General features: G+C 63.9%; 11 protein-coding genes. 4 read left to right on the forward strand and 7 right to left on the reverse strand.

The window, feature by feature from the left end:
- Window positions 1-320: 320 nt before the first annotated feature.
- From PKF00_RS33760 to cyaB, 3 genes are read left to right on the forward strand one after another with little or no spacing between them, the layout of a single operon-like run.
- Window positions 321-2,243, forward strand: a complete 1,923-nt coding sequence (locus tag PKF00_RS33760; protein ID WP_271221764.1) for a B12-binding domain-containing radical SAM protein — start codon at window positions 321-323, stop codon at window positions 2,241-2,243.
- 14 nt (window positions 2,244-2,257) lie between these two features.
- Window positions 2,258-3,331: an aldo/keto reductase gene (locus PKF00_RS33765; protein WP_271221765.1), complete on the forward strand. Its 1,074-nt coding sequence runs from the start codon at window positions 2,258-2,260 to the stop codon at window positions 3,329-3,331.
- A 9-nt stretch (window positions 3,332-3,340) separates the two neighbouring features.
- On the forward strand, window positions 3,341-3,904 hold the full coding sequence (gene cyaB, locus PKF00_RS33770; protein WP_271221766.1) for a class IV adenylate cyclase: 564 nt from the start codon (window positions 3,341-3,343) through the stop codon (window positions 3,902-3,904).
- A 371-nt stretch (window positions 3,905-4,275) separates the two neighbouring features.
- Here cyaB and PKF00_RS33775 read toward each other — a convergent pair whose 3' ends face one another.
- The gene (locus PKF00_RS33775; protein WP_271221767.1) at window positions 4,276-5,241 is read right to left on the reverse strand and encodes a pirin family protein; all 966 of its coding nucleotides are present in this window, start codon (window positions 5,239-5,241) and stop codon (window positions 4,276-4,278) included.
- Between the two features lie 607 nt (window positions 5,242-5,848).
- On the opposite strand from PKF00_RS33775, the gene PKF00_RS33780 reads away from it, so the two are divergent.
- Complete coding sequence (locus tag PKF00_RS33780; protein ID WP_271221768.1) at window positions 5,849-6,310, forward strand: hypothetical protein; 462 nt, start codon at window positions 5,849-5,851, stop codon at window positions 6,308-6,310.
- A 76-nt stretch (window positions 6,311-6,386) separates the two neighbouring features.
- Here PKF00_RS33780 and PKF00_RS33785 read toward each other — a convergent pair whose 3' ends face one another.
- The 6 genes from PKF00_RS33785 to PKF00_RS33810 all read right to left on the reverse strand — a co-directional run bounded on the left by PKF00_RS33785 (window position 6,387) and on the right by PKF00_RS33810 (window position 14,905).
- Window positions 6,387-8,969, reverse strand: a complete 2,583-nt coding sequence (locus PKF00_RS33785; protein ID WP_271221769.1) for a pentapeptide repeat-containing protein — start codon at window positions 8,967-8,969, stop codon at window positions 6,387-6,389.
- 471 nt (window positions 8,970-9,440) lie between these two features.
- The gene (locus PKF00_RS33790; RefSeq protein WP_271221770.1) at window positions 9,441-10,712 is read right to left on the reverse strand and encodes a pentapeptide repeat-containing protein; all 1,272 of its coding nucleotides are present in this window, start codon (window positions 10,710-10,712) and stop codon (window positions 9,441-9,443) included.
- Window positions 10,713-11,028: 316 nt separating this feature from the next.
- The gene (locus PKF00_RS33795; protein ID WP_271221771.1) at window positions 11,029-11,841 is read right to left on the reverse strand and encodes a hypothetical protein; all 813 of its coding nucleotides are present in this window, start codon (window positions 11,839-11,841) and stop codon (window positions 11,029-11,031) included.
- Window positions 11,842-13,059: 1,218 nt separating this feature from the next.
- Window positions 13,060-14,088 (reverse strand): hypothetical protein, encoded by a 1,029-nt coding sequence (locus tag PKF00_RS33800; protein ID WP_271221772.1) that lies wholly within the window; start codon window positions 14,086-14,088, stop codon window positions 13,060-13,062.
- Complete coding sequence (locus PKF00_RS33805) at window positions 14,085-14,663, reverse strand: RNA polymerase sigma factor (RefSeq protein ID WP_271221773.1); 579 nt, start codon at window positions 14,661-14,663, stop codon at window positions 14,085-14,087. The genes PKF00_RS33800 and PKF00_RS33805 overlap by 4 nt, the downstream gene beginning before the upstream one ends.
- Entirely contained in the window at window positions 14,660-14,905 is a 246-nt protein-coding gene (locus PKF00_RS33810) for a hypothetical protein (RefSeq protein ID WP_271221774.1), read from the reverse strand. Before PKF00_RS33810 ends, PKF00_RS33805 begins: the two co-directional genes overlap by 4 nt.
- Window positions 14,906-14,945: the final 40 nt, after the last annotated feature.

Here is a 14,945-nt window from a genome sequence, read left to right on the forward strand (position 1 = left end):
CGCAGCACAACCCCATCCCGCAGACACTTACCGCTTAACCTGCAGAAACAGGATCACGCGGAGATCAACTCATACACCACTCCGCTGGACGTGACCCGCGAACCACCCATGCCCGGACTCCGGTTGAAAGGCTGAACATCCTTCTTCGGAAGGCTGCCCCCGACCAGGACAACCCACCCGACACCGCAGACCTGGACCGGCTGCTGATCACGCCACCCCGACTACGCACCCACCTCGAAAGCCGCATCGGTGGCCGTGTCGCCCAGGTTCGCGTAACCGGCACGTTGGACCGGCGATTGGTCTTCCTCCAGCAGCAAGACATGACCTGGCTGGTCGCAGACCTGTCCGGCGAGTCCCACGACAGCCGGGAGTGGCCCGCATGGACGGCCGGCCACCTGGAGCTGGAGACCCCCGACTCCTGGCTGTCGGCAGCCAGCCTGGACGACCACGCCGTTCATCGGCTCTCCCGGCCGCGTATCCTGCTGACCGCTCTCTACCACCCCGAACACTTCCCGCTGCCGCGTTTCCCCCTGGGAATCAGCGACCTGGCTCGGGCCGCCCGCTCCACCCTGCTGGGAGAGGTCACCCTGACCGACATGCAGCTGGGAGTCACGTTGCCGGACCTGATGCGGGACGTCATCGACGACCAGCCCGACATCCTCGGGATCTCGGCGACCTTCGGCCAGCACGACCTGATGATCGAGCTGCTGGACACCGTTTACCGCTTGTCGACTCCGCCCCTGGTCGTCGCCGGAGGCAGCCTCACCGCGCGTAACGAGGGTCTGCTTTTGGATCGTTACACCGGACTGCTGATCGCCCGAGGAGCCGGAGAGTCGACCATCGCCGATCTTCTGACCTACTGGCATGGCGACATCGTCCAGGGTCAAGTTCACGGGATCGGCTACAACGGCGCCGCCCGAGGAACCGGGACCATGACCATCGGCCGACGGCACACCGCCAAGCCGATCAGTCGTGCTCAGGACGACATCCTGCCCGAACTGGATCTCCTGCCCGCCACCTTCGATCACCACGGCGTGGCCCAGCTCGAAGGCTCGCGCGGCTGCACCAACTTCTGTTCGTTCTGCCCGCGTGGTCACAAGGGCCGATGGTCAGGTGCCGAACCGGCCTCGTTTCCCTGGATCCTCGATCAGATGGGGCGCATCTTCGACCACTATCCCGGTATCTCCCGCACCGTGTACCTGGTTGACGAGGAGTTCGTGGGACGCGGCCCTGACGCGGTGACAAGAGCACTGGAGATGGCGAACACCCTCCACCGCGCCGGATTCCGGTGGGAGACGAGCTGCCGCATCGACCAGGTGGTCCGACGGGACCGGGACCATGCTTGGCACGAAGAGCGCGCCGTCATGTGGCGGACCCTGGTGGAGCGTGGCCTGCGCCGCTGCCTGTTCGGCGTGGAGTCGGGCGTGGACTCCATCCTTACCCGCTTCAACAAGGAGACCACCGGCGAACAGAACGTCCTGGCGATCCGTACCCTGTCGGCTCTGGGCGTCCCCACTCGCTTCACCTACATCACCTTCGACCAGCTCATGACCCTCGACGAACTGAAGGCGACCCATGCGTTCCAGGGACGCACGGACCTTCTGCTGAAGCCGTTGCCACACCTGACGCCCGAGGAGATCGTCGAAGGTGTTCGCGACCCGGAGTTCGTCGCCCGGACCACGACAGGCAGGCCCTTTTACAGCGGCATCTCCTACATGCTGGTCTCCATGGAGTGCCTGATCGGCGCGGCCTATACCAAGCAGGCCCAGGCCGCTGGCCTGACCGGCGACATCCGGCCGTCGATGGGCCGACAGGACGCCCGGTTCGCCGACCCTCGCATCGGAGCGTGCAGCCAATGGGCACAGCTGTGGGTGGACCGCAACTTCGCCTTGGACTACACCCTCAAGTCCCTGGAGAAGATCCTCGACGGTCACCCACGCCAGGCCGTACGACAGGCCCGCGTGGTCATCAAGGACGCCGCCTACACCGTGTTCGGGCACATGATCCAGGCCATCGACGGCACCTCGTTGACCTCGGCCGACGCCGAGCGGATGGGCACACGCCTGCATCAGGTCCTGGACACCGAGATTCGCGCTCTGCGGGAACGCATGGGCCTGGTCGTCGAGCAGGTCATCAGTGCTCTGCCACCGGAGAACGCGCGAGTCCTGGAGCAGGAGCACACACGATGGGCCGACACGACAGGGTGGCGGCTGATCAACGCCGCAGATCCCTGCGGGACGTGACAGGAGCGAACGACATGGAGCATCGGCACCTTCCCGGGCTCGCCCGCGACGTCTCGGCCATTGGCGCCGGCTGTTGGACCATCGGCGGCCTGGCCAGCAACCGCGGAGTGCCCATCGGCTGGGCCGGGATCGACCCTGACCAGGCATACGCGGCCCTGACCCGTGCCTTTGAGCTGGGCATCACCCTGTACGACACCGCCGACGTCTACGGCCTGGGCGAGTCGGAGCGACTGCTCGGGCGGTTGCTGGGCCAGGTCGACCGCAGCCGGATCGTGGTCTCCAGCAAAGTGGGCTACTTCGCAGGCACCGCCGTGCACCCGTACCAGGAACGGCAGCTCCTACGCCAGTTCGAGACCACCCGCGACAACCTCGGCACCGGCTACCTGGATCTGTATTTCCTGCACAGCGCGGACTTTGGCCCGGCCGACCGCTACTTGGACGAGGCCGCCGACACCTTGAGACGTCTTCGGGCCGACGGTTTGATCCGCGCCATGGGTATAAGAGCACCGCACGAGTTCGCCGAGGAATGGGCAACGGACCCGAGCCACCCCCAGGCCACCGCGACGGCTCGATTCCTGTATCTGTTCAACCGCATCCGGCCTGACGTGGTCACCGTGCGTCACAACCTGATGAGCCTGACCTATTCGCTGGCAGAGACCGACATCTTCGCTTTCACCCGTAAGCGCGGGGTAGGGGTACTGATGAAGCAGGTCCTCGGCCAGGGGCTCCTCCTGGGCACCTACAGCCCGGACGCGCCGCCGCTCTTTCCGCCCGAGGACCATCGCCACGCCGACCCCCGATTCACCCGGCCGATCCTGCGAATCATCCACGACGGCCTGACGGCCCTCGGGCACCGCTTCGGCTACCGGCCCGTCGACTTGGCGCGAGTAGCCCTGTGCTACGCCCTTCAGGCCGATCCGAACGCGGTCGCATTGGTCGGCTTCCGCAACCCCGCCCAAATCACCGCCAACCTCGACGTTCTGCGGTGCCCCCTGAGTCCACAGGACATTGACGAGATCCGGCACCTCACGGCACCTCTTCGCGTCATGCTGGCCCAGCACACCCACCCACCCGTCCGCGGCCGATAGGAGCAGCGCATGAAGTACATCGAGGTTGAGCAGAAGTTCCGCCTCCTCAGCCCGGTGGACGAGTTGAAGGCCACCCTCACCGAGCGCGGGGCCAAGGCCGAGGAGTCCTCCCGTCAGGTGGACACCTACTTCAACGCCCCGCACCGCGACTTCCTCGGCGGGGAGATCATCTCCGAGTGGCTGCGCATCAGGGAGGAGGCCGGGAGCGCGTCCCTGAACTTCAAGCGGTGGCACCCGCTGAAGGAGAAGATCAAGACGCACTGCGACGAGTACGAGAGCGCGATCTCCGATGCCGAGGCTGTCCGCCGTACTCTGGCGGCTTTGGACTTCACCGAGCTAACGGTCGTGGACAAGACGCGCGAGGAGTGGCACCTGGACGGCATCGCGCTGGCCTTCGACAGCGTGACCGGTCTCGGCGACTTCGTCGAGTTCGAGTTCAAGGGCGAAGCCGAGAGCATCGAGCAGGCCACCGCGGCCATCACCGAGTTCGTCGACAGCCTCGGCATTGAGCTCGGGGAGAAGATCAACGCGGGATACCCGCACCTTGCCTTGGGCATCCACCCGTCGGTCTGAGCGCCGCCAAACGGCGGATATCGGGCAATCGCGTGGCGCCGGACGATCGGAACGTGAAACAGCCCCGTTCCGGTTGGCCGACCGATGAAGTAGTAGGTATCTCCTCTCTGGCCCGTTGGCCGGTCATGTTTCCGAAGGAGAGGACGAGAAGCAACACGGTAGAAGTTTTCCCAGTTCAGGACGGACCAGGGCATGCGTGGTCAGGTGCCTGCCTGCCCCGGTGCGGCCGAGCGGTTGTTGGTATGTTGTTCCGCGTTTCGTGTGGCCCGTCCCAAGTGCAGGAAGCTGGTTTTCTGCAAAACGGCCGGAAGCCGTTCAGGCCGAATACCTACTACTTCCTTCGCCGGTGGCGGTCTTCAATGAGATGGTGATCACGCTTCGGTGGCCGGGATCGAGCCCAGGCGGCCTGCCTTGTAGTCGTCGAAGGCCTTGACGAGTTCTTCGTGGGTGTTCATGACGAAGGGGCCGTAGTGGGCGACCGGCTCGCCGATGGGTTCGCCGCCGAGGACGATGACCTCCAGGCCCGAGGTGGGTGAGGCGGTGATGGTGATGGTCTCGGCGTCGGTGGTCAGGCCGGGGCGGTTGCCGAAGCCCTCGAAGACGGCGAGCTGCCCGCTGGTGATGGGTGCCTTCTCCGTGCCGACGCTGCCCTTGCCGGACAGGGCGTAGGTCAGGGCGTTGAAGTCCTTGCGCCAGGGCATGGTGAGCCGGGCGCCGGGGCTGATGCTGGCGTGGAGCAGGGTGATCGGGGTGTGGGTGGAGCCGGGGCCTGCGTGTCCGGCCACGTCGCCGGCGATCAGGCGGACCAGGGCGCCGCCGTCGTGGCTGCTGAGCAGGGAGACCTTGGCGCGTCCGATGTCCTGGTACTTCGGGGTGAGCATCTTCTCCTTGGAGGGCAGGTTCACCCAGAGCTGGATGCCGTGGAAGAGGCCGCCCTGCTGGACGAGCCACTCCGGCGGCGCCTCGATGTGCAACAGGCCAGATCCAGCAGTCATCCATTGAGTGTCGCCGTCCGCGATGACGCCGCCGCCGCCGTGGGAGTCCTGGTGGACGAAGGTGCCGTCGATGATGTAGGTGACGGTCTCGAAGCCGCGGTGCGGGTGCCAGGGGGTGCCCTTGGGCTCGCCCGGCGCGTAGTCCACCTCGCCCATCTGGTCCATCATGATGAACGGGTCGAGGTACTCGAGCTTGATAGCCGCCAGGGCCTTGCGGACGGGGAAGCCCTCGCCCTCGAAGCCGCTGGGCGCGGTCTCGACGGCGAGCACCTTCCTGTCGATCCCCAGGTCCTGCGGGATGCGGGGCAGGGCGAGGATGTTGTCTACGGTTACGGCGGGCATGTGGTGCTCCCTTCCTGTGGAGTTCACCGTCGTCAACTCAGTTGATATTTCAACTATTCCGGATGGTGAGTCGGGATGTCGAACCGCTGTGCACCTAGGCAGCCACTGTCTCCCTGTCAGGGCAGACACCTGCTTGAACGGTCTGACGGGGCACCCCTCTTCGGGGCCGTTTAAGGGTGGGGGCACCCTGGTGAAGGCGCCAAACGTGCTGCACGCCGAAACCGAGGCGGGAGGCTGTACCAAGAGGCGGTACTTCTCGCGCGCACGGGTCCGTGCGTGCTGCCACTCTGAAACTGGTGGTCGGTGTCTTCAGCGCTTCTTGCCCAAACCTGGCAGGCCGCTCGACATCGTGCGCACGCTCACCGACGGCCCCTCGGGCGGGACAGCGTGTCTCTTGGTGGGTGGCGGTGTGCTGTGCGGTTCCTCCAGGGGAGGCAACATAGGCGGCGTGCCTCCCGCGGGCTCCAAGACCAAGGAGCCGGAAGCGCTGCAAACCTTGGTTGATTTAGGTATGGGATGGGAGTACAGGCGGCCGGTGCGCTGATTGGCGCGTGTGCTGGCTCCGCATTCCGAACAAAGGTGATCCACCGCATCGGGGTTACGCACCATGAGCTCCACCCTTGTGCGGCAGCGCCTGCTCGTCCAGAGCCTATTTCATGTCGAGCCTCTCGGCGGTAATGCATGGTCGAGTGCCCGTCCAACGTCGTTTCCTGATCGTGTCCATGTCTTGATGGGCACTAACGCCAGGTATATGGACATGCTGGTCGGACTTGGCGGAGGTGACCCGCAGCAGGTCAGGCGAGGGTGGGCGCTCCTTTTGCAAGAACGAATCAACCGCACTGCGTTGACCCTGAGAGAAGCTACCGACGAGGGTGAGATACTGGTGGGGGTGATCGGTCCGTCGATGCTGGTTGCCGCGAACATGCTCAACGTGGTCAATCGGCGAAATATGGTTCCCGATATGGTGGCCCAAGTCTTCGATACAGCTGAACGTAACCTGGAAGCTGTGCATAACACCCTTAGCGAGGTACGTGAGATTTTTCGTGAGCGTGCCTTTCCTGACCTATAAGGTTCCCTGCTGCGGACACAATCCCACGACATAGCGCGACGGTAGCAGCCCTACCTGCTGCGGCCTCCGGCGCAGCTCACATGTCATCACCCTCATCGGAAGCTTCGTCGATAGTGGTGCCGGTTTCTGGAGCCTGTTCCTGCTCTGTGCCGGCTTGGGCGCCGTCCCCACTGGACGATTCCGTTGCGGTATCGTCCCACTGGATTCGCCCGAAGCCGTCCTTTTGTCGAATGACCTTCCAGCCAGTTGGCAAGCAGTGCTCACCATCCGGCTGTGACAATCGGGCATCAGTGAACCAGGTGTCCCCTCCGTAGGTCACCTCGCTGAACACAGCCTTCCCTATAAAGGCCACCCCGCTGAAGCTGACGCTCTCCATAAAGGTCACCCTGTCGAACCGGGCGCACTCTTGAAAGGTCGCCCCGTCGAACCGAGTGTCCCCTCCGTAGGTCACCTCGCTGAACACAGCCTTCCTCGTGAAGGTCGTCCCGTCGAACCAAGCGTCCCTCGTAAAGGTCATCCCGCTAAACACGGCGTTCCCTATGAAGGTCACCCCGCTGAACTGTGCTTCGGTAATACGACATGCAACAAAGTCAAGGTCGATGAGGGTGGCGCCGGTCAGATCAAGTCGGATGTCGGGCCAGAACCGGGCTGGGGGCGAGGTCAGGCGCTGCCAACCTTGGTGCTTAGCAAGTGAGGAGTAACGCAGGTGATCGGCTAGGACGCGCTGCGCGGTGAGGCGGACCTGGCGTTCTTCGTACGGATCGTGCCCAGTGGCAGAGGTGGAGACTCTAGCGACGGTGGCGCATGGGACGGTGTGGCCCAGATCGCTCTGTGCGGCGGCCTTGGGTGGGGTGTAGGGCATGCGCAGGTAGGCGCAGATCACGTTGATGACGGTCTGGCGATGGGGCGAGTTGTCCTGGGCCAGGCGCTCCAGCGCGTACAAGCCAGCCAGGCGGACGGCGGCCTTGTCATGGCCGAGCTGCTCGACGGCCTTGGTATACAGCTCGGTGATGTGGTGGTTACTGCTGGCATTCAGGTAGATGATGGTCTTGACCATGCCGCCGGAGCGGGGAGTCAGTATGGCTCGGGCGTGGGGCAGCAACTGAGCATAGGCAGGCCAGGAGGTGCTGTCTGTCGGGTCATCGGGCAGGGCCGCATCGATGAGCGCAGCTGCGCGCTTGCGGATGGCAGTGCGCTGGCGCTTGGACAGGTCAGTGCGGATAACTGCTTGGACCAAGCGGTGCATGATGACCGCATCACCATCGGCCGAGCGACTGATCATGTTATAGGAGGTCAGCACCCGTAGCGCCTCGGCCACCGCGACCTCGTTGGCGTCTTGCATGCCGTACAGCACCTGGCAGGGCAGCTGCTCAGGGGCGTAGCAGGCCAGCAGATGCAGCATCTTGGTGGCCAGAGGATTGATCTGGGTGATGCGGGTGATGGTGAGCGTCAGTGAGCGGCCTACCACTTCCAGTACTCCTGGTCGGCCACCCGCAGAGACAGGGGCAGTGCGCAACAGCCGCAGGTAACGGGTCAGATCCATGCCAGGCACAGTGGCGATGTAGGCACCGACGTGCCGCAACGCCAGCGGCAGCCCATCCAGTTCCTTGGCGAGCTCTTCAGCCAGCGTTTGATCCCAGGCGGCGGCTTCGCCGATCGTCTCGCGAAGCATTGTCACAGCCGTGGAGTGCTCTAGCACTTCCAGCTGTACCACGGTGCCCGCGTCGGTCCACTCGGTACTGCGGCGGCTGGTGATCAGGACATGGCCGGTGTTCAGCCGCCCTAGATACGGCTGAACATGAGCAGCCTCTTCGACATTGTCGAATACCAGTAGCCACCGAGAGTGGGCGTTGAGCCAGGCCAGCGCCCAGTCCTCGGCTTCTTGAGCCAACGCTTGGGCAGCGGCCGCCGAGGCCGTGCCAGCGCACAAGGCCCGACATAGCTCGACCAAGCCCACTCGCACGGCCCCCGACGTTTCGGCGTCCATCCACCAAATGAGGTCGTAATCGTGGCGGTGGATGGTGGCGTGTTGCAGAACTAGTTCGGTCTTGCCGATGCCACCTAACCCGACCACGGCTTGAGCGACCATCCCTGGCCCCTGTTTCAATGCCTGGGCCAACTGCCGCAACTGCGGCTCGCGACCGATGAACACTGCCGAGGCCCGCCGTGGCAAGCTGAACAAACTGTTCGCAGGCACTTGGGTTACCGGCGGCAGTCCCGGCCCGGCTGCGGCCATCCCCACGGGCACATTGGTCAGGGTGATCGACGCATTTCTACCGGTGACGATGACGCCGGGATTATTGCCTCCCAGCGCAGCCGCACCTCGCCCGGCCGCCTCCGCTCGGGTGGTGGCCGTGCCAGTGACCGAGCCGTGGAAGACGCCGCCAGAGAGGTCGATGTGGTCTCCGCTGTAGGCGCGCGTCGGCACGCCGTTGTCCGCAGGCGGTGCTACGGCTGAAAGCGACGGGCTACGGAGCTGCAGCAGAAGGGCGGCGCCAGCGATGAGCAGTCCAACTAGGCCAGTGAACATGCTGATCACGCTGGCGCGTTTGTCCAGCACGTCAAGGACTTCGTCCGGTATGTGCAGCGGGTCGGCGAAGAATCCGACCACTCCGGCTCCCAGTAGTCCCAGCGAGACGAGAATTACCACGGCGGTCACAGCGCGACGAGTACGGGAGCGGTGTGGGGCCTGGGACGCGGTCTCAGGACCTGACGACGGGAGAGGGGGCGGCACGTTTTCCAGCTTGGCGCCAGCTGATGGCAGGTGGGGGAGGGTAGCCGATTTGTTACCGATTACCGGATAGGGCGAACGCTCTTTCTATCTACGTCTCACCCCCGATGGCGGGAGGTATCGGGGGTGCGCAGGCGCAGCAGTCCAGCTGTTGGGACCCCTAAGTTTCCGACAGTTAGCGCCCAAAACTCGGCTAGAAGGTACGTAAGTTCACTTATCGTAATTCAGGCACGAGAATTCACACTCTCGCCACTGGTCCGAGGTGTTTGGCGGCGACCAGGACGTTGGTCAGCGAGCAGCGCTTTCGGCCAGCGCTCCTGTGTGGTTCGCCGGGGGACATCTACGGTGTCGCTGATCCTCCCGCAATGCTGGAGGGTCTCGGACTGGTACCGCCTCTGATCAGGAATTTTGGGCCAAGCCGCTTCCTACCTCCTCTTGGGCCAGGTGACTGGTCCCATCTGGTGTCGTTTCCAGTCGCCACCCATCAGGCCACACATGTGCGGCCGCAGGATCGACTACCACCATTCTGTTGGACCAGACGTTTCCGGCAAAGATCACCTTGTCGAACCAGGCGCGCTCGGCGAAGGTCGCCCCGAAGAACCAGGCGTCCTCGGTGAAGGCCGCCGCCTCAAATCGGGCTACGCTGCGGAAGGTCGCCATGCGGAACCCGGCTTCTCCTGCGAAGGTTACTTCGCCGAACCGGGCAGTTTCGGCGAAGGTTGCCTTGTCGAACCCAGCGTGCTTACAGAAGGTTGCCCGCACGAAATCGGCGACCTCGGCGAAAGTCGCCTTATCGAACCAGGCGATCTCGCGGAAGGTCGCCTCGTAGAACCTGGCTGCCCCAGTGAAGGCTGTCCCGCGGAAGACAGTGTCTTCGTAGAAGACTGCTCGCTCGAAGCCGGCGTCGGTGACGCGACCATTGGTCAGGTTGAAATCGATGAGGGTGGCGCCGGTCAAGTCCAGACTCATTCCCTCCCAGAAGGCCGGTGCGGCCGGGAGCGTGGAGGGTTGGTCCGCGGGGCGGTCGTCGCGCAGGTGGACGCTGAGAATACGCTGAGCGGTCAGCCGCACCTGCAGTTCGCCTTCCTGGCCACCGCTTTCCTGCCGAGACGCGGGCTCGGCAAGCAGGAGTATGCCGGCGCGGGCGGCCTGGTGACGGCGCCGAGCCGCTCGCAACGCGACCTTGCGATCTCGCTCGGGATTAGGGGCGTGTGCGACCTTGGGTGGGGTGTAGGGCATGCGCAGGTAGGCACAGATCAGGTTGATGATGGTTTGGCGATGGGGCGGGTTGTCCTGGGCCAGGCGCTCCAGCGCGTACAAGCCAGCCAGGCGGACGGCGGCCTTGTCATGGCCGAGCTGCTCGGCAGCTTTGGTATATAGGTCGGTCACTCGCCGCTCGGTGGCGTCGTACTTGGTGTTGTCGGCCACCTGCTCAGCCAACGCGGCGTTGCGTTCAGCGAGGTAGGCGGTGACGTGCGCGGTGTGCTCCTGATGGCGTTGGCGGCGGAAGGCGAGCATCAGTGTGATCGCCGCGCCGACCCCAGCGCCAGCCGCCAGCGCGGTCTGAACCGCGCCCTGACGAATAGTGGCCTCGGCCGCGCTCCACCCGGCGGCTAGCAGCAGCCAAGCTACCCCGCCGACCACACCGCCCACCAGCAGTGTGATCGGCATGATCCACCATGCGGCAGGCCTGGGAGTGCGCAACTGCGGCGGAACTATTTTTGCCGCGACGACAGGCACATCGGCTCCGGAGGGGCGGTGAGGCGGAAATAACGGCATGCTCTCCATTCCAGCGGTCTGCGGCCCGCGCCTAACCGAATGGCGTCTGATCGTTACAAAGCGGATCGGACAGCACCGATATTCTGTCAAGTATCACTGGCTGGTGTCCGCCGCACCTGGGCTGCTGAAACGGCAGCACATCCTGCCCTACTGCCAAAGTCTGTACCGATCCTCCTTGGAGACCAGTAGGCGCATGCAAGCTCCACGGTCACGGAGTCGGGGGAGCCAGTTTGTCAATGAGGAACCGGGCGGCGCAGGTAAGGCTCAGCAAACGATGGTGCACTTCCGCAGCGGTAGTCACACCCGGGTGCGGCCCATTGGTGTGGGAGATTTGCCACAGTCCGCGGAGGTAACCACCGCCGTCACGCTCCGGCAGAGCAGTGGAGTTGATGAGATGGTTGATCGCGGGGCCACCACCGCCGTGGCCGGAAGCGACGACGAAGCCGTTCTTTTGCGCAAAGTGAACGACGACTGCTTCGAACATCGCACGCAATTGGCCGTTCGCCGCCTCCATCCGGTTGTCGGTATAACAGTCGACGGCCTGCTGGTAGTGATTGAGCGCGGTCGTCAGACCGAGGCGAGCAAGGTCGTCTTCCAGGGCTGTGATGCTCCTGCCGGGCGGGATCTCTGGTTCGTCGATCGGAAGGATCCGCACCCCGCGGAAGTAACCATCGGCTGAAAACATCCGTCGTAGGTCGAAGCCATCGACCAGCAAGCGTTCCCGCAGCTCCCACAACGGCGTGCCATGCTCTAACTCGCCCTCTGGGTACAGCGGCGCAAGCTTGGTCGCCACTGCAATGACCAGCTCACTCAAACCCTCTGTTGCTGCCACATCACCACTGTCCGCCGCAGCCTTTGCAGTCCTCACGGTGTTGGAGACCGTCGCAAGCTTCCCATAAGCGGACGAATAGTACTCATCTAGCCCTGCCGCCATGAACAGCATCTCGATTTCCCCCATGGTGTACTTCTCGGGAATCTGTTGAGCCGCATAGCCAATGACGCGGGAAGAAAACGGTCGCATAACCCTTGATCCTGGACCGCGTGCCGCCAGCTGTCATCCGGATTGGTCGCTCTCACTCGATATAGGACTCAGATCTAACTCTTGCTGACCTAGGCGATCGCGATCGTGTGTACCTGGTGACACGAGTCTCGCCGACATCCCGAGCCGTATCTGCAGTTCGTGCAGGCTCTTACGCACGCGCGGGCGACAGCTCACGAAATCCTGCTGACGGCTGCGTTCCGCGATGCGGGCGGTGGCATCGAGATCTCCCGCACCGTCCGCCCAGGCGGCGCTAAGACGGTGCGGACTACCCCGCCCAACGGCAGGTTAGCCCTGGAGATCCTGGGCCTGATGAGTCTGGACTGGCGGTGGAGATCTTCGGGTCGTAGGGCGGGAGAGAAGGCCGGCTACGACCCCGGGGTGATCGAGCGTCTGGCCAAACGAGTCAGCCGCGCCCGGGCTGAGTACGAACAGTACGAGCCAGGCAGCCCGGGAGAAAGCCGATGAAACGGCTCTGGTGTTGTGAGCCGTCATCACCGGCTACGTGGTCTCGAACGTCGACCTGGCCGGTGTCGGGGTTGAGAACTCGTCTCCTCGCCTATCTCTGGGGTAAGACGAGAGAGAAGACTTTTCACGCGGTGGCTCGTATGATGACCAGGCTTAAGGGGTGGCACTCTTTACAGTCAGCCCTGTGAAGGCGGAAGGCCTCCTGCCCATTGAGGTCGGGAAACCTGCGGCAGGAGGCCCTCCATCCCCTACAGGAGGGGATGCACAGGTAAAGCCTCACCAACGGTGAACAGCATCCACAGGGCCCATATCACAAACCTCACGTAGGCGAGATGCGTACGAGTCCTCCAGTACCGCTCAGCCGCCGTCTCGGCGCTGTCCCGTGGCCCTTCTTCAGGGTCTCCGTTTGCACGGACGAACCTTCTCTCCCAGCAGGACGCCGGGGTGCCTCGCCGGGCCATCCGACGAGCTCGACCCGGATGATCTGGCTATGCGGGACAGACGCTAGAGCCATCGATGCCTGTACGGCAACGTCAACTCCGAAGACGTCCGGTATGACCGATTGACGTGTGCGATACGCGCTCTTGTCGTGCGTGTCGGCAGAGATCCGCTTGTCGACCGCGTGTGTCCCATGGGTGGCAGCTCGCCGCAGTTCTGTGCGGCTGGCCGGAGCACGGTAGAAAGAGGCGACGCAGGCGTGGACGTACTGTCTGGTCCGACGGTCGCCTTCGTTCATGCCAGATCGGCGAAGCCGCGCACCGTTGCCGGACCTGATTGGACGACGTAGATCCCGCTTCCCATACCGGTCTCTTTTGAGCGGGCCTTGAGGGCTTCGACGTCCATCTCTTCTGACCACTTTGTTCTGCTCTCGGACCACTGCACACCAGTGAGGTCGACGCTGATCACGTTTGCGGCGCGTAGATCAGCTGTCGTGAAGTCGTCCAGGAAAGCCTTGATCAACTCCTTGTGGAGAACAGGTAGATCTTGACCTAGTGCCAGGGCGATGGCGCGGCGGACTTGGTCCACGCAAAAGCCGATGAGGTCGTCGGTGCGGGCGAGGGCGAGGGCGAAGACACGGGCGAGGGTGTGGGCGAGGGCGAGGGCCTGCTCCTGGGAAAGAGCAGAGATAAGAGGGCGGTCGTTAACACGGCTGGAGGCGTGGGTGAGGTCAAGTGAAAGGTTGCCCACGATTTCGTAGATGTGGGTGAGGTCACGGACGAGGAGGTGGGGGAGCATGAAGTTGAGGGCCATGTCGTGGGCGAGGTCGCTGGCGTGTGCGAGGTTTTCGACGAGGTCGATGATGAGGTAGCGGATGCGATAAGGGTCGCGGATACGGTCGGAGCCGTGGGCAAGCCGGTGAGCGCGGGTGAGGATGTCGTTGAGGGTTAGGACCTCTTCGAGGTGGCGGGATGCTGATACGACGACGGGGCGACGGCGTAGTAGCAGGCGGCTTTCGGGGCTGACTGACCGGAGGAACTGCTCGACAGTAGTGTGACCTCGCTCCTCCGTGCGCAGCCCCGACTGGGCGACCGGTGCGGATGGGGGTTTGGCAGGCAGGATCGCAGCCAGACCGGCTTCGACATCCAGGACGGTGTCTAGGTCGTTCCCGAGGACAGAGTGACGGGATTGGAGCAGGACCTCCTGTAGACCAGCTTCGATATCAAGGAGAGAACCGAGGCCGCTTTCGAGGACGTGTTGGTGCTCGTTGAGCCAGCGGTCGACGGCAGCGTCGTGGTGCTCAGGCGGGTGATGGGCGTTCACTGCTCCTCCTCTCTGGTCTTGAGGTAGTGGGCGGCGGCGCGGCGGGCCTTCTTGAGATTGGCGCTGACTGTGTTGGGGGTTATGCAGAGCTGTTCGGCGATCTCGGTGGGGGTGTAGCCATCGAGGGTCCAGGCCAGGATCTGGCGCTGCCGGGGCGGCAGGTTTCGCAGCATCCGCAGTGTGTCGTGGCGGGCCTCCCATTCTGCGGCGGCGTCTGGGTGGGGTAGCAATGATGTCGGTTCGGGGAGTTGGTCGCAGGGGTCCTCGAGGATGTCGACGATCTTGCGAATCAAAGCGCGGGAGGCCACGGCGTAGGCCCATGCCTTGGGCTGATCGATCTCGGTCCAGCGCTGGTATGCCTTGGTCATCGTGTCCTGAGCGATGTCCGCAGCCACGGTCAGCTCGGCGCCTTGGCTGAGCAGGAAAACGACCAGCTGGCGGATAGTGGTGCGGTAGAAGGTGGAGAACTCATGGTCAACCGCGAGACGCGCTGTGTCGGGTTGGTCGAGAGCGTCCGAGGGACTAACTGGGAGGAGGGGCGGAGGGAGGGTACGCTCCGGTTCATGATCGCTCATGCTGCCTGGTTTCTTTGCGACGCCGGAGTGCCGACGATCTTCACATGCATGTGGTGACTCGCGCCCCCCTGCTCGTCGAACTCCAGCCGGCCGCCCCGGGCGACCGCCTTGCTCATGCGGGTGAGGTATCGGTCTCGAATCTCTTCACGTCGTATCCGCGAGCGCAACCACAGTTCCAGCAGACCGCACGTTCGGACCGTGATGATTGCGCCGAGGGCGACCACAGCTGTGAGTACGTCCATGCACATCTCCTTCTACAGGGAGTGGGGCCGGTGATGAGCT

The organism is Streptosporangium carneum (genome assembly GCF_027922005.1).
Lineage (GTDB): Bacteria > Actinomycetota > Actinomycetes > Streptosporangiales > Streptosporangiaceae > Streptosporangium > Streptosporangium carneum.

Coding starts and splice junctions, on each gene's coding strand:
- PKF00_RS33790 (WP_271221770.1), bottom strand. CDS start 10,712: ATGCCGATCACACTGCTGGTGGGCGGTGTGGTCGGCGGGGTAGCTTGG.
- PKF00_RS33765 (WP_271221765.1), top strand. CDS start 2,258: ATGGAGCATCGGCACCTTCCCGGGCTCGCCCGCGACGTCTCGGCCATT.
- PKF00_RS33805 (WP_271221773.1), bottom strand. CDS start 14,663: ATGAGCGATCATGAACCGGAGCGTACCCTCCCTCCGCCCCTCCTCCCA.
- cyaB (WP_271221766.1), top strand. CDS start 3,341: ATGAAGTACATCGAGGTTGAGCAGAAGTTCCGCCTCCTCAGCCCGGTG.
- PKF00_RS33780 (WP_271221768.1), top strand. CDS start 5,849: ATGAGCTCCACCCTTGTGCGGCAGCGCCTGCTCGTCCAGAGCCTATTT.
- PKF00_RS33775 (WP_271221767.1), bottom strand. CDS start 5,241: ATGCCCGCCGTAACCGTAGACAACATCCTCGCCCTGCCCCGCATCCCG.
- PKF00_RS33760 (WP_271221764.1), top strand. CDS start 321: ATGACCTGGCTGGTCGCAGACCTGTCCGGCGAGTCCCACGACAGCCGG.
- PKF00_RS33795 (WP_271221771.1), bottom strand. CDS start 11,841: ATGCGACCGTTTTCTTCCCGCGTCATTGGCTATGCGGCTCAACAGATT.
- PKF00_RS33810 (WP_271221774.1), bottom strand. CDS start 14,905: ATGGACGTACTCACAGCTGTGGTCGCCCTCGGCGCAATCATCACGGTC.